The organism is Streptomyces sp. SD31 (assembly GCF_052068475.1).
Lineage (GTDB): Bacteria > Actinomycetota > Actinomycetes > Streptomycetales > Streptomycetaceae > Streptomyces.
Map to the genome: position 1 here is coordinate 24,220 of NZ_JBQHCX010000031.1, position 23,918 is coordinate 48,137.

General features: G+C 69.1%; 16 protein-coding genes and 4 pseudogenes. 13 read left to right on the forward strand and 7 right to left on the reverse strand.

Annotation, left to right across the window (positions count from 1 at the left end; translation table 11 throughout):
• Window positions 1–10: 10 nt before the first annotated feature.
• Together ACTMVF_RS41525 and ACTMVF_RS41530 are read right to left on the reverse strand one after the other, a co-directional pair.
• On the reverse strand, window positions 11–2,143 hold the full coding sequence (locus ACTMVF_RS41525) for an alpha-galactosidase (RefSeq protein ID WP_441276284.1): 2,133 nt from the start codon (window positions 2,141–2,143) through the stop codon (window positions 11–13).
• A gap of 517 nt (window positions 2,144–2,660) precedes the next feature.
• Window positions 2,661–3,614, reverse strand: a complete 954-nt coding sequence (locus tag ACTMVF_RS41530; protein ID WP_441276285.1) for an expansin EXLX1 family cellulose-binding protein — start codon at window positions 3,612–3,614, stop codon at window positions 2,661–2,663.
• Window positions 3,615–3,869: 255 nt separating this feature from the next.
• On the opposite strand from ACTMVF_RS41530, the gene ACTMVF_RS41535 reads away from it, so the two are divergent.
• Complete coding sequence (locus tag ACTMVF_RS41535; RefSeq protein WP_441276286.1) at window positions 3,870–5,657, forward strand: protein-arginine deiminase domain-containing protein; 1,788 nt, start codon at window positions 3,870–3,872, stop codon at window positions 5,655–5,657.
• Window positions 5,658–5,732: 75 nt separating this feature from the next.
• Complete coding sequence (locus ACTMVF_RS41540) at window positions 5,733–6,650, forward strand: nuclear transport factor 2 family protein (RefSeq protein WP_441276287.1); 918 nt, start codon at window positions 5,733–5,735, stop codon at window positions 6,648–6,650.
• Between the two features lie 75 nt (window positions 6,651–6,725).
• Here the strand turns inward: ACTMVF_RS41540 and ACTMVF_RS41545 are convergent, their stop codons facing one another.
• Window positions 6,726–8,957 (reverse strand): alpha-L-fucosidase, encoded by a 2,232-nt coding sequence (locus tag ACTMVF_RS41545; RefSeq protein ID WP_441276288.1) that lies wholly within the window; start codon window positions 8,955–8,957, stop codon window positions 6,726–6,728.
• A 267-nt stretch (window positions 8,958–9,224) separates the two neighbouring features.
• On the opposite strand from ACTMVF_RS41545, the pseudogene ACTMVF_RS41550 reads away from it, so the two are divergent.
• The 3 genes and pseudogenes from ACTMVF_RS41550 to ACTMVF_RS41560 form a co-directional block, all read left to right on the forward strand.
• Window positions 9,225–9,377, forward strand: a pseudogene (locus ACTMVF_RS41550) (SDR family NAD(P)-dependent oxidoreductase); the annotation flags it as partial.
• Window positions 9,377–9,971 (forward strand): annotated as a pseudogene (locus tag ACTMVF_RS41555) (aldo/keto reductase); the annotation flags it as partial. The pseudogenes ACTMVF_RS41550 and ACTMVF_RS41555, both read left to right, overlap by 1 nt.
• Window positions 9,962–10,690, forward strand: coding sequence for a FadR/GntR family transcriptional regulator (locus ACTMVF_RS41560; RefSeq protein WP_441276289.1), 729 nt, complete (start codon window positions 9,962–9,964; stop codon window positions 10,688–10,690). The pseudogene ACTMVF_RS41555 and the gene ACTMVF_RS41560, both read left to right, overlap by 10 nt.
• 7 nt (window positions 10,691–10,697) lie before the next feature.
• Here the strand turns inward: ACTMVF_RS41560 and ACTMVF_RS41565 are convergent, their stop codons facing one another.
• Complete coding sequence (locus ACTMVF_RS41565) at window positions 10,698–13,004, reverse strand: beta-L-arabinofuranosidase domain-containing protein (RefSeq protein ID WP_441276290.1); 2,307 nt, start codon at window positions 13,002–13,004, stop codon at window positions 10,698–10,700.
• A gap of 67 nt (window positions 13,005–13,071) precedes the next feature.
• A complete protein-coding gene (locus ACTMVF_RS41570) occupies window positions 13,072–14,496 on the reverse strand; it encodes a family 43 glycosylhydrolase (protein ID WP_441276301.1) in 1,425 nt (474 codons plus the stop codon).
• A gap of 437 nt (window positions 14,497–14,933) precedes the next feature.
• Here ACTMVF_RS41570 and ACTMVF_RS41575 point away from each other — a divergent pair.
• The 8 genes and pseudogenes from ACTMVF_RS41575 to ACTMVF_RS41610 all read left to right on the forward strand — a co-directional run.
• Window positions 14,934–15,273, forward strand: a pseudogene (locus ACTMVF_RS41575) (AbfB domain-containing protein); the annotation flags it as partial.
• 321 nt (window positions 15,274–15,594) lie between these two features.
• Complete coding sequence (locus ACTMVF_RS41580; protein WP_441276291.1) at window positions 15,595–16,701, forward strand: ricin-type beta-trefoil lectin domain protein; 1,107 nt, start codon at window positions 15,595–15,597, stop codon at window positions 16,699–16,701.
• 133 nt (window positions 16,702–16,834) lie between these two features.
• Entirely contained in the window at window positions 16,835–17,188 is a 354-nt protein-coding gene (locus tag ACTMVF_RS41585; RefSeq protein ID WP_441276292.1) for a hypothetical protein, read from the forward strand.
• A gap of 385 nt (window positions 17,189–17,573) precedes the next feature.
• Window positions 17,574–18,890: a ferredoxin reductase family protein gene (locus tag ACTMVF_RS41590; protein ID WP_441276293.1), complete on the forward strand. Its 1,317-nt coding sequence runs from the start codon at window positions 17,574–17,576 to the stop codon at window positions 18,888–18,890.
• Window positions 18,891–19,145: 255 nt separating this feature from the next.
• Window positions 19,146–19,931 (forward strand): indole-3-glycerol phosphate synthase TrpC, encoded by a 786-nt coding sequence (trpC, locus tag ACTMVF_RS41595; RefSeq protein WP_441276294.1) that lies wholly within the window; start codon window positions 19,146–19,148, stop codon window positions 19,929–19,931.
• 241 nt (window positions 19,932–20,172) lie between these two features.
• On the forward strand, window positions 20,173–20,736 hold the full coding sequence (locus tag ACTMVF_RS41600) for an MBL fold metallo-hydrolase (protein ID WP_441276295.1): 564 nt from the start codon (window positions 20,173–20,175) through the stop codon (window positions 20,734–20,736).
• Between the two features lie 305 nt (window positions 20,737–21,041).
• Complete coding sequence (locus ACTMVF_RS41605; RefSeq protein ID WP_441276296.1) at window positions 21,042–22,052, forward strand: LacI family DNA-binding transcriptional regulator; 1,011 nt, start codon at window positions 21,042–21,044, stop codon at window positions 22,050–22,052.
• A 168-nt stretch (window positions 22,053–22,220) separates the two neighbouring features.
• A complete protein-coding gene (locus ACTMVF_RS41610; protein ID WP_441276297.1) occupies window positions 22,221–22,361 on the forward strand; it encodes a hypothetical protein in 141 nt (46 codons plus the stop codon).
• Between the two features lie 325 nt (window positions 22,362–22,686).
• On the opposite strand, the gene ACTMVF_RS41615 is transcribed toward ACTMVF_RS41610, so the two are convergent.
• Window positions 22,687–23,805 (reverse strand): sensor histidine kinase, encoded by a 1,119-nt coding sequence (locus ACTMVF_RS41615; RefSeq protein WP_441276298.1) that lies wholly within the window; start codon window positions 23,803–23,805, stop codon window positions 22,687–22,689.
• Window positions 23,802–23,918, reverse strand: a pseudogene (locus ACTMVF_RS41620) (DNA-binding response regulator); the annotation flags it as partial. The pseudogene ACTMVF_RS41620 and the gene ACTMVF_RS41615, both read right to left, overlap by 4 nt.

The window sequence follows — 23,918 nt, forward strand, 5'->3', positions numbered from 1 at the left end:
GGGACGGCGCTCAGGGAGCGTCCGGCTCCGTGCGGCTGATGCGGAGCAGCGCCGCGGAGGGCGCGGTGGGCAGGGTCACGGTGAGGTCGGCGGTGTCCGGATTCCAGACGGCAACGGCCTGACGTGCGGCGGGGTACAGCGCCTCGGCACGGGCCGCGCCGCCCGCCCGTTCGGGCAGCCGGAGGGTGGTGGTGGCCTCGCCGCCCGGGCGGCGCCAGACGGTGAGGTAGGTGGTGGCGGGGGTGTGCAGGGCGAGAGCGATCCAGGGGTCGTCCCAGGCGGGAAGGCCAAGTGGCCAAGAGGGCACGGCCCGGGGCAGGTCGGCGCGGACGGCCTTGTACACGGCGACCGCTTCATGGACCAGGGCGCGGGCCTCGGGCCCCAGTTCCGGCAGGAGGCCGGAGAGGTGGATGCGGCCGAGGAGGGCGCTCGCCATGGTGAAGGCGACCTCGTCGAGGGAGTCCTCCGGCTGTGGGTAGGCCCACACGGCGCCCTGCTCGGGGGTGACGGCGGTGGGTGCGGAGGCCGCGATGGGCGCGTACAGGTGGAGGTTCTGCTGGTCGCTGGTGGACTGCAACTGCAGCCGGGACAGCAGGGCGTGGTCCCAGCGCATGCCGCCGGAGGCGCAGTTCTCCACCACCAGGTGCGGGTACCGGTCGAGGACGCCGTCGAGCCAGTCCAACTGCGCCCGGTTGTGGCCGAGAAGACCGGCGCCCGGGGTCTCGCCGGGGTGGGCGCTGGTGCCGGAACCGGGGTCGATGTTGTGGTCGAGCTTGAGGTAGCCGACGCCCCACTCGCCGACCAGGCGGTCCACCACCTGGTCCAGGTGGGCCCGGGCGGCGGGGTGGCGCAGGTCCAGATGATGCCGGCCGACCTCCGTGACGCGGACGCCGTCGCGGCGGAAGAACGCCTCGTCGGGCAGGGACTTGGCCATGGGGCTGTGGACGCCGATGACTTCCGGCTCCAGCCACAGGCCGGGCACCATGCCGCGTTCGCGGATGCGGTCCAGCACCTCGTGGATCCCCTTCTCGCCGGGGAAGCGGGAGGCGGATGGTTCCCAGGCGCCGACGCTGGTCCACCAGCCGTCACTGTCGTCGTACCAGCCCGCGTCGATGACGAAGTACTCGGCGCCGGCCTCGGCCGCCGCGTCGATCAGCGGCAGCAGCTTGTCGGTGGTGGGGTCTCCCATCAGGCAGTTCATGTAGTCGTTGAAGATGACGGGCAGAGCCTGGTGGTCGCGGTGCGGGCGGCGGTGGGCGCGGCGGTAGCGGGTCAGCGCGGCGAACGCGGCGTCGGGGCCGCCGTCGGCGCTGAAGGACAGGGCCACGGGTACGGTGCGGAAGGCGGCGCCGGGTTCCAGGGGGTGCCGCCAGCCATGGTGCGTGTCGGTGGGACCGAAGAGTGCCGCGTAGGCAGCGTTGTCCTGCTCTTGGCACTCCCAGCGCCAGCCGCCGCCGTTGTGCTCGATCTGCCACATCCAGGTGCGGCCGGTGTGCCGGTCCGTCAGGCCGCCCATGGGCAAGTGCCCGTTGCTGGACCAGGTGCCCTGCCCGGTCAGTGCGAAGCCGGCCTTGCCGTGCCCGTACTTCACGCGTCCGCTGGGGTCGGGTGTGGTTCGGCGCATCGGCTGTCGCTGCCAGCGGCATTCGGAGAGCCAGTCGTTGTCCGCCCACAGCAGGTCGGCGGCGTCGAGGGCCGCCGGGTCCTGCGGGGTGAGGCAGCCCACTGCGAGCGAACTGACCGACTCCAGGTGCAGCGTGGTCTGCCCTTCGTTGCGCAGGGTCACTTCGCTGCGGAGCACGGGGATGCCGTCCGGCGACCGGTAGGTCACTTCCGCGACCAGTCCGGTGTCCGGGTCGTGGAGTTGGATGGTGAGGGTGTGCCAGTCGCCGTCGCGGGCCGCGCTGTGGGCCCGGTGGCGCAGCCGCTCGCCGAGAGCGGTTCCGATCAGGCGGCTGCCCGACCAGCCGCGGCCGTGACCCGCGGCCGTCACCTCCACCAGAGGCAGGGACGCACCGGGGTCGCTGCCCGCCTCCCCGGGCAGTCCGAGATGCGTCAGGCGGACGCTGCCGTCGTCGCCGAGGACGAAGTCGAGTTGCAGGGCCTCGTGACCCCAGCGCAAGCTCAGCTGTTCGTTTTCCATGTGTCCTCTCCCAGGGTCAGTGGCCGCGCAGGACCGCGCAGCCGCCGGGCGGCAGTTCGTGGGCGGGCTCCGGCAGGGGCACGGTGTCCGTGATGTGGTTGATGAGGACGTTCCAGCGGCGGCCGTCGGCGGCGCGCCGGGTGACGGCTTCGACATCGGCGGGCAGGGCGGGTCGCGACCGCGACCGCCGCGCTGACGAAACGTCTGCGGTTCACCTCGTGCGCCATGGCGGCCCTTCCCCTGGGAGCGTGTCGAAGCGCTTCACCTATCGGGGAAGTTAACGGACTCGTTTCGTGGGAAACAAGAGCATGAGCACAAGGAAAGGCTCTTGAGTAGGGCCCATTGACCGTCAATCAGGGATGGTGCCGGTGTCGATGCGCTTCGACAACTGGCGCCCACCCGTCATCCGCGTCCGCCAGCGGCGGCGGTCGCGAAATCGGGAGTGAGGCGCCCGAAGGGGTGGGTCGCCACTGTCGGAGGGCTCTCCGCTCTCGCCCTCTCCGGCACGACGGCGGGATCAGCGCCGGGCGAACTGAACCCGGGTCGGTTGCACGACGTTCGGTCGCAGCGCGATCCCGGAGATGGTCAGTCGTTCTCCGTAGATGTCCGTGATCCTGATCGAGTTGCCGCACCCGCTGCCGTTGGCGGAAAGGAAGTAGTTGTATTCGGTGCGGGGCAACTGCCGCCAGCCGTCGCCGGTCTTGACCTCCAGGTGCGCGACCGGGTTCCGGTGGCCGATCGCCTGGATGGCGCACCAATAGGGGCTGGACCCGGTCTTGTATCTGATGGAGATCGTTTCGGACGTGCTGGGGCTCAGCAGCTGCCAGGTGACCGGGATCCGGCCGACCTTGAGGTCGGCGAGCTTGGCGAAGGCCTCCTGGCTGAGGTCCAGTTGCCCGGGTGCGCAGGGCAGGGGGCATTCGTTGGTGATCCGTACCGTGATCGACTTGCCGTTGGCCGCGCGGACGAGTACGTACGCGCCGCACGCCCTGGACGTCTCGTAGTCCGTGGTGTTCATGGCCGCGATCATGAGGTCGGGACTCGGGCCGAACAGGCAGGCGCCGTCTCCGTCCTCGGCCTCGTAGGCGGTGGCGACCCCGGTGTAGGTGGTGTTGGGCCGAATCCGCCCTGCTGACGGTGGCGTGGTGGACGCCGTTCGCGGGGAGCGGGGGGTGCCGGTGGCCGACGGTCGTGCTGCCGCGGTGGTCGCAGCGGCCGTCCGCGTCGGGCTGCCGGTCGCGGTCGGCGTCGCCGACGCGGTCGGGGTGGCCGTTTCGGTCGCAGTAGTGGCTCTCACCTGGTTGGTGGCGACGGGTGCTGCCGCGGCAGGCCCTGCGTCCGGCTTGCGGTCGGGGAGCGAACCCATGACCAGGTAGGCGAGAACGCCCGCGGCGGTCACCGCCAGCGTGGTGCCCAGCATGAGCCTGCGTCTGTGCCTGCGCTGCCGCGCGGCCTGCCTCGCTGTCTTCATACCTGTCCGTTCGGAAGATCGAGCTGATGTGCACTGCTCAGTGACCGCACGAAGCGAAAAGGTTGCCGCCGATTTCTCACTGGGGCGTGGCCGAGTTCCGCGGGAGGCGGATCCGGCTGGTGGCGCGGGTCCCACTTTCGGAGGGGTCGGAGTCCGGCCTGTCGGCGGGGGCGCTCCCGCCGGTCGGCGGAGTGAACGCCCAAGTGAGCCGCGATGGGGTGCAGGTGCAGGGTCAAGACCACGAGGAGGACGTGAATGAACAGAGCGAGCCCCAAGGCGGCCATAGCGTTGGCGATCGCCCTGGCGGCCGTGTCCGGCACGGTGACGGCCGCAACCGCTGCCGAGACCGGAGGCATCAGGGCGGACCTTCGTGCCGATGTGAACCGTGACGGTGCCGTCGATGTCACCGGGGGCTCCGATGTCATGGGCAAGACGGCGTGGAGCAGCGCGCGCGGTGCCATCTTCCTGCCCAACATCGGTGACAAGCAGCGGCGTTGCAAGACACGGACACCGGATGGCCGCTGGCTGTCCAACGCCCGGCTCCAGGCGTGCAACGACGCCCAGGGCAACGTCGTGCGGGCGCCCGAGTACCTGGCACCGCTGCGCACGGTCCCGGTCGACGACGTCTCGGACGCCGCCACCGGCAGTTTCCAACTGGTCGGCGCCGGCAAGTACAAGGTCCGGCTGTTCCTCAAGCGCGGCGACGCCTGGACCTACGTCACCGCCGGCACCCACGTCACCGCCGCCGAACTGCGCGCCGGGTTCCGCCTAGGCCTGGATGGGCGGGACGTCATACGGGAGGGCTGGGACGGCCGGATCACCGTCCGGTTCACCGTCACCGACGGCGACCGCACCGCCACGGACGAGGTGATGCTGCGCGCCGCCCCGGTCCTGACGCACCACAACCTGCAGCGCGCCGAGCAGGCGCTGGTCGTGGACGGAAACCGCGATGACCCCAACCAGCGGAAGTTCGTGCGAGAGTTCGCCAAGGAAGTGCGCAAGGCCGGTATCACCAAGCCGACGTACATGTTCAAGGACGGCTCGGACGTCTGGGCGCAGGACTTCATCGAGCCCGGCTATGTCAGCATGCCCGGCCCAGGCGGCAAGCCACGCGTCCTGCGCATGATGATCCGCTCCGCGCAGATGGACCGCGACGCCGGCAAGCAGGTCTTCGAGATGCGCGGCCCCGGTGTCGGCGCCGTACAGATCAACAAGGGGCTGTACGACGGCCAGATCAACTCCACGGGCAACCTGGAGACCATCCCGCCGTACACCCACAAGGGCAAGTCCTACCCGGCAGGCCGGATCATCACCGGCCGGCACGGCTCCCGGCTGCCCGCGCACACGGCCTTCCTGAAGGCCCAGCAGGCGCAGGACCCGCTGGTGCTGGACACCGGATGGCTCCGCGTCGGACACGTGGACGAGTTCGTGCAGTTCCTGCCCGCCGACACCCCGCGCGGCTGGAAGATCGGCATCGCCGACCCGGAGGGCGCGCTCGCCCTGCTGCGCAAGGCGCAACGCGACGGGCACGGCCACACGAAGGTGTTCTCCATTCCGCGCTCCTACGCCGAGGGCCGCATCCCCACGATCGACCAGGCCCTGTCCGACCGGCAGTTCCTCAGGGACAACGCCTTCGCGGCCCGGAAGATCAAGGACAACCTGGCGCTGCTGAAGCGCGAGACCGGCGCCACGGACGCCGAGATCGTGAAGATCCCGGCGATGTACGACGGTGGCTTCTTCGGCGGCTTCCCCGGTCAGCCTCCCGCGTCGGCGCAGGACCGTCCGGTCGTCGCCTACCACCCCGGTGCCGTCAACGGCGTCGTGCTGAGCCCCACCACGTACCTCGCTCCCAGGCAGTGGGGCCCGGTCGTGGGCGGCAAGGACATCCTCGCCGAGGCGGTGACCAAGGCGTACGCCAAGGTCGGCATGCATGTGCGCTACCTGGACGACTGGCGTACCCACCACGTCTCCGCCGGCGAGGTGCACTGCGGCACCAACACGATCCGCGCCGCCGGTACGGCCTGGTGGAACTCCGCCAAGTAGGCCCGACCTGATCTGACCTGACCTGACCTGACCTGATCTGACCTGACCCGATCCGACCGTACATGGGAGACCCTGGTGAGATACCAGAAGACTCTGCCCCTGCTTGCCGCCGTGGCCTGCTTCGCTACCGCCTGCAGCAGCACGTCCAGTACCGACCCGGCCGCCGCGTCGACGACGTCCTCCGCGGCCCGCGCGTCGTCGGCCTCCGAGGAGCGGAACAAGGCGCTCGTTCTGCGCCTGTACTCGGAGGTGTTCAACAAGGACAAGACCGACGTCGTGAAGGAGCTCGTCGGCACCGACTACGTGCAGCACGACAAGTCGGTGCCCGACGGAGCCGACGGGCAGGTCAAGCAGTTCAAGGACCTCAAGGCGAAGATTCCCGGTGCGGTGGCGACCGTCAAGCACGTGGCCGCTGACGGTGACCTGGTGGCCGTGCACTGGCACGCGTCGGCCACCCCGGCGAACGAGGCGACCGGCGAGGCCAAGGCGGACCTGTACCGGGTCAGCAACGGCAAGCTGGTCGAGCACTGGGGCATCACGCAGACCGTGCCGGCGAAGACGGCCAGCGGGAACTCCTTGTTCAGCGACGTGTACCGGTATCCGAAGGGGGCGCCGGCCCTGTCCGAGGAACAGGAGGAGAAGAACCGGAAGTTCGCGGTCGACGCGTACCGCAGGCTCTCCGACGGTGACGCGACCGTGATCGACAAGAGCTGGGATCCGCGGTACTACCAGCACAACCCGGCGGTCGCGAACGGAACGGGTCCGCTGAAGCAGTTCATGCAGCAGGGTACGCAGGGCGACGCCTCGCCCAGTAGCGCGCCTGACGGAAGCGCTCCGTCCACCGGGGGCGGCGGGACCCGGTTCGGCAACACCCTCGCCGACGGGGACCTGGTGTGGGTTTACAGCTCCGACTACGTGGTCGTGGACCTCTTCCGAGTGGTCGACGGAAAGATCATCGAGCACTGGGACGTAGTCGCCGACGGTCAGCAGTAGCCCGGCCGGCCGCAAGGACTGACCGTCGGACCCCGCCGGGGTCCGACGGATCTCAGCGCCGTCACAACCCGGGGATCAGAGGGCCGTGAAGGTCCACAGCAGGTTGGTGCTGCCGCCGTGCGTCCACTGCTTGGTGACGGAGCCCGAGCCGACGTTGCCGCCGCCGTCGAGGACCAGGCCGGTGGTGCGGTTGGCGATCGAGTAGCGGTCGCCGCCCCGGTGGGTGATCTTCCACTGCTGGTTGGTGCCGCCGTTCCAGGGGGCCTGTCTCGCCGGAGAGCCGTTGTCGGTGGCGCCCCAGCCGTCGGCGACCATGCCGTTCGTGCGGTTGACCAGCCTGTAGTACCCGCCTCCGACCTCCTCCGCCTGCCACTGCAGGTTGTTGCTGCCGTCCCAGGTCCACTGCTTGAGGTTGGACCCGGAGGCCACGTTGCCGCCGCTGTCCAGGGCGAGTCCGTTGGTGGCGTTGGTGATCCGGAAGTACGTGGTCGGGTTGAACTGGACCCTCAGCGAGGTGATCCGGTCGTTGTTGCCGGTGACTCTGAGGTCGGGGTTCTCGGCGGTGAAGGTCCAGGAGGTGCCGGTGAAGTTGTCCCCGGAGTAGCCGATCACCCGGTAGCCGGGGGCCGGCCGCAGGGAGGAGAGCGTGCCCGGGCCCGGTCCGGCCGCGGTCAGGTCGGCCGCGGTGTAGTCGCCGACGGTGAACACACCTGCCTGGCCGGTGTAGTTGACGTCCGTGAAGGCGATGGCGCCGGCCGTCGGCCGCAGGCCCGGGATCGTGCCGGAGAAGGTGAGCTTCAGCACGTAGGCGCCGGCACTGTACGGCGCCGAGGACGGCAGAGTGACCATGAGGCCGGAGGAGTTCTGGGTCGGCGTGGGCAGGTCGATGTAGGTGCCGGCGGTGGTGCCGAGGAGCTTCACCGAGGACAGCGACGAGAGGTTGATCCGGTCCGAGCTGAGGGTCTTGATCGTCAGCGAGCTGCCCGGCCAGCCCAGGACGGTGGCGTACAGGACGGTGTTGGCCTTGTTACGGGTGAAGCGGATGTCCTGCGGCGTGCCGGCGTGCGGAGTGGTGAACGAGCCGCCGCCCATCTTCGTCGGGCCCTCGCCGTACGCTGTCCAGGCGCGGGTCGCGTACACCGACTCGCCGAAGCGCTTCAGGTGGTCCCCGATACCGAGCAGGATGTCCTTCTGCGCCTGGGGGATGGTGCCGTCGGCCATCGGCGCGATGTTCAGCAGCACGTTGCCGTTCTTGCTGACCCGGTCGATGAACGAGTGCAGCATCTGCTGGAACGTGTAGTAGCCGATTCCCTGCGTGTAGCACCAGCTGCTGCTGGAGATGCTGTCGTCGGTCAGCCAGTACGGGGTCGTGAGGTCGGCCGGGCCGCCGCGCTCGTAGTCGAAGACCTCGCCCTTGCCGTGCATGCCGTCCTTGTACGTGGTGACGACCTCGCGGCCCCAGCTGTTGGCCTGGTTGTAGTAGTACGCCAGGAAGTTGAGGCGCTGTTGCTCGTCGACGGCGTCCAGGTTGAAGTCCTGCCAGAGGATGTCGGGTTGGGCGCGGTCGATGACCTCCTTGAGTTTGTCGAACCAGAGCTGGTTCTCGGCGGCCGGCCCCAGCTGCCCGTAGAGCTTCTTGAGGCTGGGGTCCGTCTGGGTGGGGGCGAACTCGTAGAAGCCGGTGAAGTTGTATGCGTGGTGCATGGCTACCAGCAGCTTCAGGCCCTTGGCGCGGATGGCCCTGGAGAAGATCCCCAGCAGGTCCAGCCCAGGGCCCTTCTTCACCGAGTTCCACTCGTTGACCTGGCTGTCCCACATGGAGAAGCCGTCATGGTGCTCGGCGACCGGCCCGGCGAACCTGGCGCCGGCGTCCACGAACAACTGCACCCACTCGTCCGGATCGAACTTCCCGCCGGCCGACTTCAGTTTCGGCGCGAACTTCACGAAGTTGCCCGCCAGGTCCTGAGCCCCGTTGATGAAGTTGTGGTACGGCCATGCCGACGGCTGGCCGTAGGTCGCGATGTGGTGCTGGTTAACGCCGTCGCCGGCCTGGTACATGGTGCGCGGGTACCACTCGTTGCCGAAGGCGGGGACGCTGAAGACGCCCCAGTGGAAGTAGATCCCGAACTTCGCGTCCTGGAACCACTCCGGGGCCGGCGGGTGCTGGTCGACGGAATTCCAGTCCGGTGTGTACGTGCTGGGCGCCGCCTGGGCGATGCCGGCACTGAACACACCTCCGGCAACGGCCGCCGCGGCCACGCAGGTGGCACCGGCCAGGAAGTGGCGTCTGTTGATCGAACTCGACATGGAGACATCCCTGGTACGGAAGGGGACAGGGGAACGCAGGGCGGCGCTTGTTACGCATGAAGGTCCGTCATGTCTCCCTGGGGTGTCAACGGGTGTGCAGGGATGAAAAGCACCGCAGGGGAAGGTAGTTGACTTGCATTGCGTCATGTTTCATGCGATTTGCGACTGGCCAAACATGGCATGTCTGTCAGGGTCTCGTGGCCGATTGTGTCCATCCAGCGGCCAGGATTGTTGAGTGAGGGGACTGGACAGTGCATAAGAGGGGCGTCCCTGGGCGCGGACCTCGCCGGGCGCGGGCGACCGGTGGACATCCTGGTCAACAACGCCGGCACGATCCGCCGTGCCCCGGCCGCCGAACACGCAGACCTCGACTGGGAGTTGGTGCTCCAGGTCAACCTCAACGCGCAGTTCGCGCTGACGATCCGGACGACCACTGGCGGCAGGCGGCCGAGGAGGCCATGCCCACGCTCGCGGAGTTGCGCGACCAGGGCGTGATCGGCGCGATCGGCGGCGGCATGAACCAGTCGGCGATGCTCGACCGCTTCCTGCACGAGACGGCCACCGACGTGGTGATGCCGGCCGGTCGCTAACACCATCCCGGACCAGTCGGCGCTGGACGACGTCCTGCCCGCCGCGCGGGACCTCGGCAAGAGCGTGGTGGCGGGTGGGTGTCTTCAACTCGGGACTGCTCTCCCGCGACCGGCCCACCGAGGGCATGAAGTACGACTACCAGGACGTTCCGCCGGCCCTGGTCGCCCGCGCCCGGGCGATCGCCGAGGTCTGTGCGGTGCACAGGACCACCCTGCCCGCCGCCGCGATCGCCTTCCCGTACACGCATCCCAGTATCATCAACGTCACTCTCGGCATGCGAACTCCGGAACAGGTCGGACGAAACGTGGAACTCCATGATCAGCGCGTCCCCGACAGCCTCTGGGACGATCTCCGCACTCAGGGGCTGATCAGGTCGGACGTGCTCATGGGCACGGTGGGGGGAGGGATGCGGGATGTCTCTGACGGACAAGGCCATTGATCAGATCCGTGAGCTGATCCGGACCGGTGCACTGCCTCCGGGGTCGAAGCTACCGCCGGAGCCGGACCTGGCCGCCCAGCTGGGACTGTCCCGCAACCTCGCCCGGGAAGCAGTCAAGGCACTGGCCGTCGCGCGGGTCCTGGAGGTCCGGCGCGGCGACGGCACCTATGTGACCAGCCTGCAGCCGAGCCTGCTCCTGGAGGGGCTCGGCGGCGCCGTGGAGCTCCTGCAGGGCGACTCGGTCGCCCTGCAGGACCTCATGGAGGTACGGCGGCTCCTCGAACCGATGGCCACGGCCCTTGCCGCCACCCGGATCTCCGACGCCCAACTGGCCGAAGTGAAGCGGCACTTGGATGCTATGCGCGAGGCCCGCGACGACGTGGAACAGCTCAACATCCACGACGCCGCCTTCCACGGCGCCGTCGTCTCGGCCACGGGCAACGAGACCCTCCTCACCCTCCTGGAAGGGATCTCCGGCCGCACCCTGCGCGCCCGCATCTGGCGCGGTCTGGTCGACGACAAGGCCGGGGGCCGCACCCTCGCCGAGCACGAGGCGATCTATAACGCGCTGTCCACCCGGGATGCGGCCCTCAGCCAGGCCGCCGCACTGCTGCACGTGAGCAACACGGAACAGTGGCTGAGGGAACACCTGCGCTCGGGCGAGCCCCTCCCGTTCGGGACGACAGCGTCACCCAGGCCCTAGTCCCGCCCTAGTCCCTCAAGATGCGCCACCGGTTGTCGGCAGTGCCATCGTCCGAGTCCTGGACTGCGAACGCGCCGACAGCGGTGGAGTTGTTCGCGATGGCGAGCAGCTTGCCGCTGTTCTCGTTGCGGATCTTGTAGGTGCCGTCTCCCTGGTCGAGCAGCGTCCATCGGTGGTCGGCGGTGCCGTTGTCCGACCACTGCAGGACGGTCGCGTCGTCTGCCGTGGACATGTTCAAGACGCCGAGTACCTTGCCGCTGTGGGCGTTGCGGAAGCGGACCGCGTTTCCGTCGGTGATCATTTGCCAGTTGTGGTCGGCGGTGCCCGAGTCGTTCCACTGCAGAGCGCGGCCACCGTCGGCCGTGGACATGTCCTGGATGCCCAGCACGAGACCGCTGCCCACGTTGGCGAGACGGACGGTGCCACTGGTGTTCCAGTAGACGGTGTAGTTGTGGCCGTGCGCGTTGTGGAACGGGCCCAGGTTGACCGTGGAGCCGTTGGCGGTGGCGGTGAAGGCGAGCGAACTGCTGCTGGTCCGTCTGATCGAGGAGGTGTTCAACGACGGGAGGGAACTGAGCGAGGAGTCACCGTAGTTGCCGGACAGGACCACCGGGCCGTAGGTGATCGCGGTGACGTTCGGGTTGTCGTTGGCCGCTCGCATGATGATCCGCATGGGCAGGCGGACGGTGACCGTGTCGCCGGAGGCCCACGAGCGGCTCAGGGTGGCGTAGCTGCCGGGGGTGGTGGTGATGGATTGCGCGACGCCGTTGACGCTGACAGTGGCCCCGGTGGTCCAGCTCGGGATGCGGATGCGCATCGCCCAGGTTCCGCTGACGTTGCCGGTGACTTGCAGGGTCGTGGTGTCGCTGTTCGGGTACGACGTGGTCTGGGTGACCGTGATTCCGCGCTCCGACCAGTTGAGCACCGAGGGCACGAACAGGTTCACGATCAGCGTGTTGTCGCTGCGGAAGTAGATGGAGTCCATCAGCCTGGTGTGCATCTCCAGGCCCGTGCCCTGGCAGCACCAGAAGGTGCCGTAGTCGGTGCTCCAGGTGCCGCCGCCCCACGCCGGGCCCACCCCGCGTCGGCCTCCTGGGTTGAGCGGGGTGAAGTAGGTGACGTGGCCGTGGCTGTCGGCCGGGTTCTGCTGGCCGATCATCTGGTTCAGCCACGCCCGCTCGTAGTAGTCGAACAGCGCGGCCCGGTTCGGGTCCAGCGCGAACAGTTCCCGGGTGAGGGTGAGCATGTTGAAGGTGTTGCAGCTTTCGCACGTGTCCTTGTTCAGGAAGCCGGCGATGGCGTTCGGGGCGCGGAAATGCTCCGCCTGGCTGTTGCCGCCGATGGCATAGGTGTGCGAGTTGACGGTGATGTTCCACGCGTTGGTGGCGATGTCCCGGTAGCGGGTCGTACCGGTGGCCTTGTACTCGCGGGCGGCCCCGATCCACTTGGGTACCTGGGTGTTGGCGTGCAGTCCGTTGAGCTGGTCCTGGTTGGACGCCAGGGGGTCGAACACCGCGGCGTGGTCGAACCGCCGGGCGACGGTGAGCCACCGCGCGTCGCCTGTCTGCTGGTAGAGATCGGTCAGCACGGTGTTCATGCCGCCGAACTCGGTCTGCAGCATGGCCTGCATCTGCTGGCCGCTCAGCCGGCCGGTGCGCCAGTCGACCCATCCCGCCAGGGCAAGCAGCACGTCACGGGCTTGTGTGCTGCCGATGTGGCGCCATACGTCCAGCAGGCCGACGAGGGTCTTGTGGATGGTGTAGTACGGCACGTTGCCGTTGCTCAGGGTCCGCTGCTCGAGAGCGGTGAAGTCGGACTCGGGGTAGCCGGAGAGGTACCCGGCGTTGAAGCCGGCGGCGCTGTTGTTGGCCTGGCATTTGGCCAACTCCGCAACCATGTAAGTTGCCTTGTCCCGGCAGGTGGTGTCCCCGGTCACGGCGTACAGCTGCGCCCATGCCGTGAGGAAGTGCCCTTGGACGTGGGTGCGGAAGGGGAAGTCCGGCGCGTCCCAGCCGCCGGTGGCGGCCGCGCCGTTGGTGGACAGCCGGTGGTTGGCGCGGAAGTTGTAGAGCAGCCGGTCGACATCGACGAACCGCAGGTAGTTGCGCGTACGGTCCTGGTTGTCCAGCCACCGGCTCGCGGTGAGCCGGACCTGGCCGAGTTCGAAGGGGTGCGCGGAGACCCCGATGTCGGCCCTTGCGGGGGGTATGGCCGCATGGGCGGGAGATGCGCCGATGAAGGATCCGGTGGCAGAGGCGGCGGCGGTGGCCCCGGCTACTTGCAGGAGGCGCCGTCTGCTGACGGAGGAAGACATCTTGCACCCTTTCGTGACGAGAGAGTCCGTCAAAGCTGCCCGCGGGGTGGCAGGCCGCAGCTGTGGCTCACTGGGTGTAGAAGGTGGCGTCGGCCCGGTCGGTCGCCGTGCTGAGAGCCTGGACCTGCAGCAGGTAGTTGTAGTGGCGGATATAGCGGCCCGGGAGGTTGTACGACTCGTACGAGACGCCGGCGGAGTCCGCGAGGCCGGCCCGGGCGGTGAAGGAGGCGTCACCGGCGAACAGCGACGTCCCGTCGTTCTTCTCCACCCACACAGCTGAGTTCTTGTGGCGCAGGAAGTAGCCGGGGAAGTTCGCCGACTCCAGCGAGACGGTGCCGCTGCCGGCGAGACCGGTGACCACACGGAACTGCGAGTCGGCCAGCGGGGAGACGTTCGGCTCGATCCTGGCGCGGTACTCCCAGTGCCGGATGAACCGGTCGGGGAAGTTGTACGAGGAGAGCCGGATCGGGGTGAGGCCGTCGGCGACCGGGATGCCGAAGTCGGGTGTGCCGTCGGCCTTCCAGTAGATCTTCTGGACGCGGGTGCGGCGGTTGGGGTCGTTGAGCGGGGCACCGCTGATGTCCCTGTAGCTGCGGTCGTGGTACACGAGGATGTCCGACTTGCCGTCCTCGGAGACCGTGAACTGGTTGTGCCCGGGGCCGTACTGGCTGGTGGCGGCGTTGCTGGCGAAGACCGGGCCGGCGCTCTTGGCCCACGACGACGCGCTCAGCAGGTCGGCCGAGGCGGACGCGGTCAGCAGGCCCATGCAGTAGTTGGCGTCGGTGGCGCTGGCCGAGAAGGTCATGAAGACCTTGCCGCCCCGCTGGATCACGGCCGGGCCCTCGTTGACCGTCTCGCCTCCGGCGGTCTCCCACGAGGCGGTCGGCCGGCTGATCATGACCGGTGTGCCGGTGATGCTCCACGGGCTGGACATTCGCGCCAGGTAGATGTTGGTGCCGCGTCCGGCGGCCGGGTCGTGCTGCGCCCAGGACAGGTAGCGGGTGCCGTTGACGGCGAAGGTCGTCGCGTCCAGGGAGAAGGTGTCCAGCGGCAGCGCGATACGCCCCTTCTCCGTCCAGGTCCCCGTGATCGGGTTCGCGGCCGTGCACTCCAGGACGTAGGGCCGGATCCTCCAGATGTCGTTCGCGGCGCCGGCGGCGAAGTAGATGTACCACTTGCCATCGATGAAGTGGATCTCCGGAGCCCAGATGTGGGCGCCCATCTCACCGGTGGCGTGCTTCGTCCAGATGGTCGCTTCGGCGGCCGACGTGAGCCCCTGGATCGTGGTGGCCCGGCGCAGCACGATCCGGTCGTACGCCGGAACCGTGGCGGTGAAGTAGTAGAAACCGTCCGTGTGCTTGAAGATGTGCGGGTCGGCCCGCTGCTCGGCGATGGTGTTCGTGTACGTCACACCGGGTGACGCGGGCACGGCGGCGTGGGCGGTGCCGGCCGAGATACCGGTGACGGTGGCGGCGGCCGAGCCGGCGATCATGCCGAGGACCGTCCGACGGGTGAGCGCAGGTCTCACGGAGTACTCCCTCTGGTGCTGGTGGTGCGGAGATACCGTCTGTTCACACCTTTCGGTATTTCGAACACCGTTCGTAAACTCGGCCAGAAGATAGGTCCTGCACCTGCCCAGGTCAACGCTTCTGTCACAAACGCATACCTCGCATCGGTGGCGCTCGGGGCGGTCCCCAAAGGTGATGAGCCTGAGGTCCGGCATGCGCATGTCGCATGTATTGACGCACCCTGTTTCGCCCACTTATTGTCTGCCCGGCTATACGAACGTCGTTCGACATGTCGCACAACTCAGTTGTTCGGACAGTGAGTTGGCTGCGGAGGTGCCCCGGCCGACCACCCCTTCCGCGTCGTGCGGTAGCCGGCCCTGTCCCGCCCCCGCCGAGACGTGGCTTCCCCCACCACCCCGCTTTCCCCCTTCGCCCTGGCGGCACTGCAGAACGACAGGAGGTGCGCATGCGCCACGGCTCGATCCTGCCCCTCACGGCCGCCGAGGAGACCCGCGTCCTCGCCCGCTGGGCCAGCACCCCCGCCAAGCGGCTCCAGTCGTTCAACTTCCAGGACCGGTACGTGCGGCATGCCAACTTCGACCTTCCGTCAGGTCGTCGGCCTCGCTGACCCGACCTGGTCGTCCTTCCAGTCGTACAACCACCCCGACCGCTGCATCCGCCACTACGCCTATCAACTCCGCCTCGACCCCATCGCCGCCGCGACGGCCCGCAGCGACGCCGCCTTCCGCGTCACGAGCTGACCCGGCACTGGCATGGATGTCGGCGCCTCCAGGGAGAACGTCGGCATCCCCTGACGTCCGCGCACAGCCGCCAGACATGGGATGTTCGCTGACCGACGCCCCAGCAGGGGAAGTGGCGAACGGACCGCCGTGGCAGCGAACTTGGCCCCATGCAGCACAGAATCAGCCCCGCGCCACGATTCCAGATGTCGGCTATTCATGGGATGTTCCAGTCGAGATCGTGGTATCTATTCGGGTGCGCTGATGACACCGGTTCGGGCCGGCCCGCTCGGTACAGGAGGGCGGGGGCAGTCAGCAATCACTCGCAGAAGAGGACGCTGCATGAGAAAGCCTTGGGTTCTGTCCCTGATCACGCTTGTCGCTGTCGCGCTCGGGGTGACGGCGGCAGGCGCCGCCCCTGCCTCCGCCGCGCCCACCACGCCCTTGCGGGTCATGCCGTTGGGCGACTCGATCACCTGGGGTGTGGGAAGCAGTACGGGCAACGGCTACCGGGGTCCGCTGTGGAACAAGCTCGCGGCGGACGGCCATCCGCTGGACTTCGTCGGCACAGTGCGGGGCGGTTCGATGTCCGACCCCGACAACGAAGGCCACTCCGGATACCGCATCGACCAGATCGCCGCCCTCGCCGACGCCTCGCTGACCCGCTACCGGCCCAACGTCGTGACGCTGCACATCGGCACCAACGACCTCCAAGGGGCCTCCGAGGTCGACAGCGCCATAGCCCGGCTGAGGTCGCTGGTCAACCAGGTCACCGCCGACGTCCCCGACGCAACCGTCCTCGTCGCCTCCCTGGTCGTGTCCACCAGCAGCTCGGAGGAGCGGTGGCGCGGCACGTACAACCAGGCCACCCGCCAAATCGTCAGCGACGCACAGGCCGCGGGCAAGCGCGTCGCATTCGTCGACATGAGCAGCTTGACCACGGCCGACCTGGCCGACCCCCTGCATCCCAACGACGCGGGCTACCAGAAGATGGCCGACGCCTTCCACCGCGGCGTCCAGGCCGCGGACAGCGCCGGGTGGCTGAGGAACCCCGCCCCCGCCCCGGCACGCGTGCAGTCCGGCATCGCCGGCAAGTGCATGGACGTCAACGGCGCCAACACCGCCGACGGGACCGCCGTCCAGACGTGGAGCTGCGGCGACAGTGCCAACCAGTACTGGTCCGCCTACACCGACGGCACCCTGCGCTCGATGGGCAAGTGCCTCGACGCCGCGGGCGGGGCCACCGCCAACGGCACCAAGGTGCAGCTCTGGTCCTGCCACGGCGGCGCCAACCAGGTCTGGCAGCCGTACAACGGCGGCTACCGCAACCCCGCCTCCGGCCGCTGCCTCGATGTTCCGGGCGCCTCCACGACCGACGGCACACAGCTCGTGCTGTGGGACTGCAACGGCGGCTCCAACCAGAAGTGGACCACTCTGACCGCCGGATGACCCCGCTCCCGGACGGATCCCGGGTGGCCGGTGCCGTGAGCGCCGCACACGGCACCGGTCGCCTTGGCCGTGGCGCCCGCACGGGTGCACGGGTCCGGGTGTCCGGGCCCTTGAGAAGAACCCAGGAATCACCTTGACTTACCGCGTCCGCGCGGGCGGCGGCCCGGAGCGCCACACCGCCGAAGCAATCCTCCGCATCGAGCCCTGGGGACCGCACGCGGTGCGGGTCCGGGCCTCGGCCGGGGCCATCGATCCCGCCGCTCCCGGAGCGCTGGAGAGCCCCTCTGCCGACCCGCACGCCGAACCAGCCGTACGCGACGACGGGTCCGCTCACCTCGTCAACGGCCGCCTCGCCGTCCAGGCCGCGGCGGACGGCCGCCTGAGGTTCCTGCACGCCGCCGTACGTCGTCATCGTGCCGAGCGTGGAACGTCGTCAGGCACGCGAGCTCGTCATCTGTACCCCATCTGTACCCAAACAGCCCTGTGACGGCTTGTGGTTAAGACGTTAATCACTCAACGTACCTGGCGACGGCAGCCGAAACGGGCCGCCGGGGTGAGGACTGATCGGTTGCCAGATGTCTGCGACGCCACCTCTGCAGGGCCGCGGGCGGCTCGCTGTACCGGCGTGCGGGCGTTTTTGGCCGGGCCGGGGCGGGCACCCCCGTGAGGCCGGTGCGGTCAGCTCGACCAGCGTGCGGCCACGGCACAAGAACGGTCGAGGCCAAGTAGCGCCCCTATCACGTCAAGTTCCGTATTCTTCGCGGCCGGGGCCGTATCAGGTGAGGACGCCGGGTCCTCGCGACCTCGCGGGTGCCGGGCGCGAATGCGCCACATGAACAAGAGGGGAAGCGGTGGAGGCGACGATTTCACGGGTGCGGCAGGGCACCATACCTCCGGTCGTCGCGGCGCGGTGGGCGCTGTGGACGTTTGTCATCGTCAACTTGGTGATCGTCGAGGCCTTGTTCCTCAGCGCCGGGACCGGCAAGAACGGGGTGCTCACGGTCGCCAAGTTCTTCGGCCTGCACGCCGCCGTGCTGATGCTGTTCCAACTGCTGCTGGTGGCCCGGCTGCCGTGGCTCGACCGTCGTATCGGCATGGACCGGCTGACGGTGTGGCACCGGTGGGTCGGCTTCACCCTGCTGTGGACCCTCCTCACCCACGCCGTGCTGGTGGTGCTGGGCTACGCGCGGCTCGATGACGCGTCGATGACGAAGACGTTCTTCGCGCTGGCCGGAGTGCCGGCCTCTCTGCTCGGGATGCTGGCTGCGGCGATCGTCGTCGTGGTCGCGGCGGTCTCCGCCCGGTATGTGAGGCAGCGGCTGCGGTACGAGACCTGGCACGGCCTGCACCTGCTGCTGTACCTGGCGTTGGGGCTGGCGTTCGTCCACCAGCTGCAGGAGACCACGACGTTCAGCTCTTCCGCGTTCGCGATGATCTATTGGTGGGCCCTGTGGCTGTTCGCGTTCGGAGCCCTGGTCACGGGGCGGATCGTGATGCCTCTGTGGCGCAACGCCTATCACCGCTTCCGGGTCGAGGAGGTGGTGGCGGAGTCGGACGACGTGGTGTCGGTGCGCGTCACCGGCCGCCACCTCGACAAGCTGCCGGCCCGGGCCGGCCAGTTCTGCATCTGGCGGTTCCCCGGGCACAACCACTGGTGGCTGGCGAATCCGTTCTCGCTGTCGGCGGCACCCGACGGCCGCACGTTGCGCCTGACCGCCAAGGCGGTCGGCAGCACCAGTGCCGGCCTGCGCAACGTCCCGGTCGGGAGTCGCGCGTTCGTCGAGGGGCCGTACGGGGCATTCACCTCGCTGCATCGCACGCGGCCCGGCGCACTGCTGATCGCCGGAGGGGTGGGGATCACGCCGGTTCGAGCCCTGCTGGAGGAGGGACCGGCCGGCGACGTCGTGGTGCTCTACCGGGTGCGCAGCGAGAACGACGCCGTGCTGGTCGACGAGGTACGAGCCCTGGTCGAGGCCCGCGGCGGGCAGCTGCACATGCTCACCGGTCGCACGGGGGAGGGGAACCCGCCGTTCGAGCCGGACAGTCTCCGCGCCCTGGTTCCCGACATCACCGAACGCGACGCGTACGTCTGCGGCCCGCCCGCGATGACCTCAGCCGTGCTCAGCGCCCTGCGCACGCTGAAGGTTCCCCACCGGCAAGTGCACGCCGAGCGCTTCGGCCTGGCCTGAGCCCCCGCGTGCGGCGGTATCCGGCTCAAGACCGAGGCAAGCGGGGATGGGGCGCGGTCCGGGATCACGACACTGCACGGATCATCCGCAGAAGTTCTACCTCCGTGCCCCGTGGCCGGCCGGTACGCACGCCATGATCGATCCGAATAGCGCTTTTTGAGCAGGACTTGGACGTGGGTGAGGCACGGCCTCACTCGAGCCGGGGGACGTCCGCAGCAGCAGATGATTCCGCAGGGAGAGGAAAGGGAGAGGAAGATGAGCGTTCTTGATGGGATCCTCGCGGGAGTTCGCGAGGACTTGGAGGAGCGTAAGCGTGCGACGCCGTTGGCGGAGCTGCGCTCCCGGGCAGCGGACGCGGCACCCGCGATCGACCCCCTGCCCGCGTTCCGGGCGCCCGGGGTCTCCATCATCGCCGAGGTGAAGCGAAAGAGCCCCAGCAAGGGTGCGCTCGCGGACATTCCCGACCCAGCGTCCCTCGCGGTCCAGTACGCGGCCGGCGGTGCCGCTGCGATCAGCGTGCTGACCGAGCGGAGGCGTTTCGGTGGCTCTCTCGCCGATCTGGACGCCGTACGCGCCCGGGTCGACGTGCCCGTCCTGCGCAAGGATTTCATCGTCGACCCCTATCAGCTGTGGGAGGCCCGCGCACACGGCGCCGACCTTGCGCTCCTCATGGTCGTGTCACTGGACGACGGCCCTCTCGCCGAACTGATGGGGCTGTGCAAGGAGTTGGGTCTCACGCCGCTCGTGGAGGCGCACACGGCCGACGAAGTGCGGCGCGCTGTCGCTGCAGGAGCCGAGCTCCTTGGCATCAACGCGCGGGATCTGACGACACTGGACGTGGATCGCAACGTGTTCGCCGACCTCGTGACGGGCATCCCGGAAGGCACGGTCAGGGTCGCGGAATCGGGAGTGACGGGCCCGAAGGATGTAGCGGAGTACCGAGGTTGGGGAGCCGACGTGGTATTGGTCGGCGAGGCACTGGTCCGCTCGGGCGACCCACGCAGCGCGGTGCGCGAGTTCATCGAGGCTGCGGGGGCGTAACGGCGTCCGGCTCGGCCGGTGACATGCCTTGAGATGCCTTGAGATGCCGAGCCACCAGCCTGATCGGTCGAGGCCTGCCACTCGTCGGCCCTCCACGGAGGTGCACTCGCGGACGGGTGCTCCGAGCGGGCCCAAGGCGCCCATCACCGGGTGCGCGTGCCCTCACCGGCTTCCGGGCGCTCCTTCCCCGGTGACCGGCTCGTACGGCCCCCCACCACACCCATCACCCGAGGAGCCCTTCATGACCGCTGCTTTCCACGTCCTGACCACCGGCTACGCCGACACACGAGTGGCCGGCACCGTCACCCTGCTCGTCGATGGCGAGACCGTCGCGATCGTCGATCCCGGCATGGTCGCGGACCGCCGGCTCATCCTGGATCCGCTCACGCACCACGGACTCAGCCCCGAAGACGTCACCGACGTCATCTTCAGCCACCACCACCCGGACCACACGCTGAACGCGGCCTTGTTCCCCGAGGCCCGCTTCCACGACCACATGGCCATTTACCACGACGACATCTGGGAGGACCGCAGCGCCGACGGATACCGCCTCTCCCCGTCGATCACGCTCATGACGACCCCCGGCCACACCGCGGAGGACGTCAGCACCCTGGTCACGGCCAACGAGGGCCTGGTGGTCCTGACCCATCTGTGGTGGACCGCCGAGGGACCGGCCGACGATCCGTTCGCGCCCGACCGCGAGCAACTGCGGGCGGCCAGGGAGAAGGTCCTGGCCCTCGGCCCGGCACTGATCGTGCCGGGCCACGGGGCACCGTTCGTACCCTCGGAGTCGACGCCCGTCTAGCCTGCCTCATACTTTCGTCGCCCAGCCATGAACCATCGGCCGACACCGTCCCGCCCTTCCCCCTCCCACACTGGTATCGACCCAGGGGGAGGGACGCGCACATGGGCCGCCGCACGGTCGTCATCGACGCCGACGGCGATACCGTCATGCCGGGCATCCACTGATAACCCTTCACCCGTCGACCGGTCCCGGCCGCCGTTCGCCCGGTACGCTGAGTGATTAAGCTCTTAACCACGAGCGGTCGCATGGCGGTTGGGGTGCATATGGCGAGTTCTCGTGCCTGGCGGCGTCCCACGCTCAACGCCGTGGCCGCACGGGCAGGCGTGTCCACCGCCACGGTGTCGAACGCGCTCAACGGCACCGGGCGGCTGTCCGAGGCGACCAGGCAGCGCGTGCTGGCCGCGGCACGCGAACTCGGTTACGCCCCTGCCAGCATGGCCCGCGCCCTTGCCCGCGGCGGCACCGGAGTGCTCGGCCTGACCATGACGACGTACGGCGACCTGCCCGTCCCGTACATCGAGATCCCGTACTACGCACAGTTGACACTGGGCGCCATGGCGGCTGCCCACGAGCGCGGCTGTCTGCTCTTGGTGATGCCGAGTTCCATGTCCCCGTGGATGTGGCTCAACACGCCGATGGACGGCGTCATCCACGTCGGACCGCGAGCCGAGGACCCGGTGCGTTCCATCCTGCGGGAGCGGGGCATACCGATGATCAGCGAAGGCCGGCCGCCCCAGCCGCTGCGGTGCGACGCGTGGGTGGACGCCGACCACGAAGCGGGCGTGCGCCTCCTGCTCGACCACCTCGAAAAGTGCGGCGCCCGGCGGGTCGGGCTCTCCCTGCCCCTTCATGACGACGCGTACCCGCGCCTCATCGCAGACGCCTACCGGTCCTGGTGCGACGAACACCGCATGCCCGCCCTCGTCGAGGAGTACGCCTCGCTGCCCGACTACTTCACGGCCGAACAGGACGCGGTCAGCCGGCTGCTCCGCCACGATCCGAGACCCGATGCCGTCATCGGCGTCTACTCCGATTCCGGTCACAACATCCTCACCGCCGCTCGCCACCAGGGCCTTCGTGTGCCGCGGGACCTGCTGGTGGCCTGCGTCAGCGAGGACCCGGACTACGCGACGACCACGCCGCCCGTCACCACCGTCAGCCTCCGCCCCGACCGAGTGGGCGCCGAAGCGGTCGACCTGCTGATCGCTGTCATCAACGCCCGCAGCGGTGTGGACCGGCGTCGGCTCGTGCAACCGGTGCTGCTCCCTCGCCGGTCCACACGGCGCGCGGTGCGAGGCAGGACGGGCACACCGTGAGCGCACGGCCCCGGAACGCCTCGGCGGGAAACGACCCGGCAAACCGGTGGAGCGAAGGACGCGTCCGCTCTCCGAGACCTGCCGCCCGTGCGCGTGGTGCGGCCGGTTGAGGGGGGTGCGCGGTGGCGGGATCCTGGAGGCAACGCCCGTGATGGGCGACGCAGCGCTGTGCTGAGTGGCTGCAGCAACGAGGTCGGGGTATCCCAGGACGTCTACCAGGGCATCGCCCCCAGATCCGACGCCGGATACTTCCGCCTGCCCTGGCGGATGGGCCTGCTCACCCAGACCAACTCCCTGCTGACCGCCTGACCCACTGCCGAGGATCCACGCACCCCGCCGGGCGACTTACCCGGCGGGTGATGGCGCTGCTTGCCTGGTAGGTATCGGCGGCGTCGCAGTCCACCTGGGCGACCAGGTCCTGGGCGACCAGGTCCTGGGTGAGCTGCTCCATGGCGGCCCGGTCGGAGCGCAAGCAGACTGAGCGGGTCTGATGAACTGAAGCGCAGCCGGCGGAATTCGCATCCGGTCCCGTCCCGGTCCCGGTCCCAGGGCAGATCACCTCCGGGCGGGGGCCTCGACCTGAGGACGGTGCTTTTCGGCAGGAAACTCTGCCGCGGCCGGCGCCTGACCGGTTTCAGTCCGTGCCCAGGGGAATCCTCAGCCGCACCCGGTAGCCGCCTTCCGCGGTCGGGCCCGCGTCCAGGGTGCCGTGCAGGATGTCGGCCCGTTCCCGCAGACCGATCAAGCCCTGCTGCGAGCCGGGGAGGGCCAGGGAGGGGCGCGTGGGAGGGGTGTTGGTGACGGTCACTCCGACCTCGTCGCCGTCCTGCCACAGCTCGACGCGAGCGTTGGCGCCGGGGGCGTGCTTGCGGACGTTGGTCAGGGCCTCCTGGACCGTGCGGTAGAGGGCGCGTTGGGCGGGTGTGCCCACGGTGGGCGGCAGCTCACCCGTCAGCTCCGTGTGAGTGCCGCTTGTTTCCACCAGTTTGCGCAGGTCGGCCAGGGTGGGCTGCGGCGTCAGCTCGGTGGATTTGCCGCCGGAGGCGCGCAGCAGCGTGACCATGGTGCGCAGTTCGTCGAGGGTGGTGACGCTCAGCGAACGGATCGTGCGGGCGGCCTCCTTGGCGTCCGCGTCCTTGGCGGCGACCTGCAATGCACCGGCCCGTACGGCGATCAGGCTGACCTGGTGGGAGACCACGTCGTGCATCTCGCGGGCCAGTTGGGCGCGTTCGCGGGCGAGCACGGCCTGGGCGTGCAGGGCCCGCTCGTGCTCCCTGGCCTCCTCCACCTCGGCCAGCCGCCGCGCCAAGTCCCGTCGTGCCTGGATGAGTTGCCCGAAGAGGACCGGGGCGATGGCGGTCGCCAGGTTGTACACGAAGAAGACCAGCGTCATGGTCCGGCCGACCTCGGTGAGGCTGGCCAAGGGCCACGGAATGCTGCTCGCGACGGCGGTCAGGGCGACGCACACCGCGAGGAGCCGACGGTCGCGGGAGCGTTCGGCCAGGGTGAACAGCGCCACGAGCACAGCGACGGCGACGTCCTGCGTCAGGGCGACCGGCAGGGTGAGCAGGAAGACGCCGAGCGGGAACCGGCGCCGGAACGCCAACGCGGCGCAGCCGACCGCGGCCAGCGCGACGCCGAACCGCGTGTCGTCCCACAGGTTCAGCCACACGTCCAGGGCCGCCACCGCCACCAGGACGAGGTCGACGACCGGCGCGGGAACCCGCTCCCACAGCTCGCGTGCACGGCTCATCGGCCGGCCTCCGACCGTGGGCGTTCGTCGAGTAGTCCGGCCCGCTGCGCCAGCAGCGCGGCCTGCACCCGGCTCGTCACCCGCAGCTTCGTCAGGATCGCGCTGACGTGGTC

Excerpts from the sequence above, each read along its gene's own strand:
- ACTMVF_RS41580 (WP_441276291.1), top strand. The coding sequence starts at position 15,595 with ATGAGAAAGCCTTGGGTTCTGTCCCTGATCACGCTTGTCGCTGTCGCG.
- ACTMVF_RS41560 (WP_441276289.1), top strand. The coding sequence starts at position 9,962 with ATGTCTCTGACGGACAAGGCCATTGATCAGATCCGTGAGCTGATCCGG.
- ACTMVF_RS41530 (WP_441276285.1), bottom strand. The coding sequence starts at position 3,614 with ATGAAGACAGCGAGGCAGGCCGCGCGGCAGCGCAGGCACAGACGCAGG.
- ACTMVF_RS41615 (WP_441276298.1), bottom strand. The coding sequence starts at position 23,805 with ATGAGCCGTGCACGCGAGCTGTGGGAGCGGGTTCCCGCGCCGGTCGTC.
- ACTMVF_RS41600 (WP_441276295.1), top strand. The coding sequence starts at position 20,173 with ATGACCGCTGCTTTCCACGTCCTGACCACCGGCTACGCCGACACACGA.
- ACTMVF_RS41525 (WP_441276284.1), bottom strand. The coding sequence starts at position 2,143 with ATGGAAAACGAACAGCTGAGCTTGCGCTGGGGTCACGAGGCCCTGCAA.
- ACTMVF_RS41570 (WP_441276301.1), bottom strand. The coding sequence starts at position 14,496 with ATGATCGCCGGCTCGGCCGCCGCCACCGTCACCGGTATCTCGGCCGGC.
- trpC (WP_441276294.1), top strand. The coding sequence starts at position 19,146 with ATGAGCGTTCTTGATGGGATCCTCGCGGGAGTTCGCGAGGACTTGGAG.
- ACTMVF_RS41535 (WP_441276286.1), top strand. The coding sequence starts at position 3,870 with ATGAACAGAGCGAGCCCCAAGGCGGCCATAGCGTTGGCGATCGCCCTG.
- ACTMVF_RS41545 (WP_441276288.1), bottom strand. The coding sequence starts at position 8,957 with ATGTCGAGTTCGATCAACAGACGCCACTTCCTGGCCGGTGCCACCTGC.
- ACTMVF_RS41565 (WP_441276290.1), bottom strand. The coding sequence starts at position 13,004 with ATGTCTTCCTCCGTCAGCAGACGGCGCCTCCTGCAAGTAGCCGGGGCC.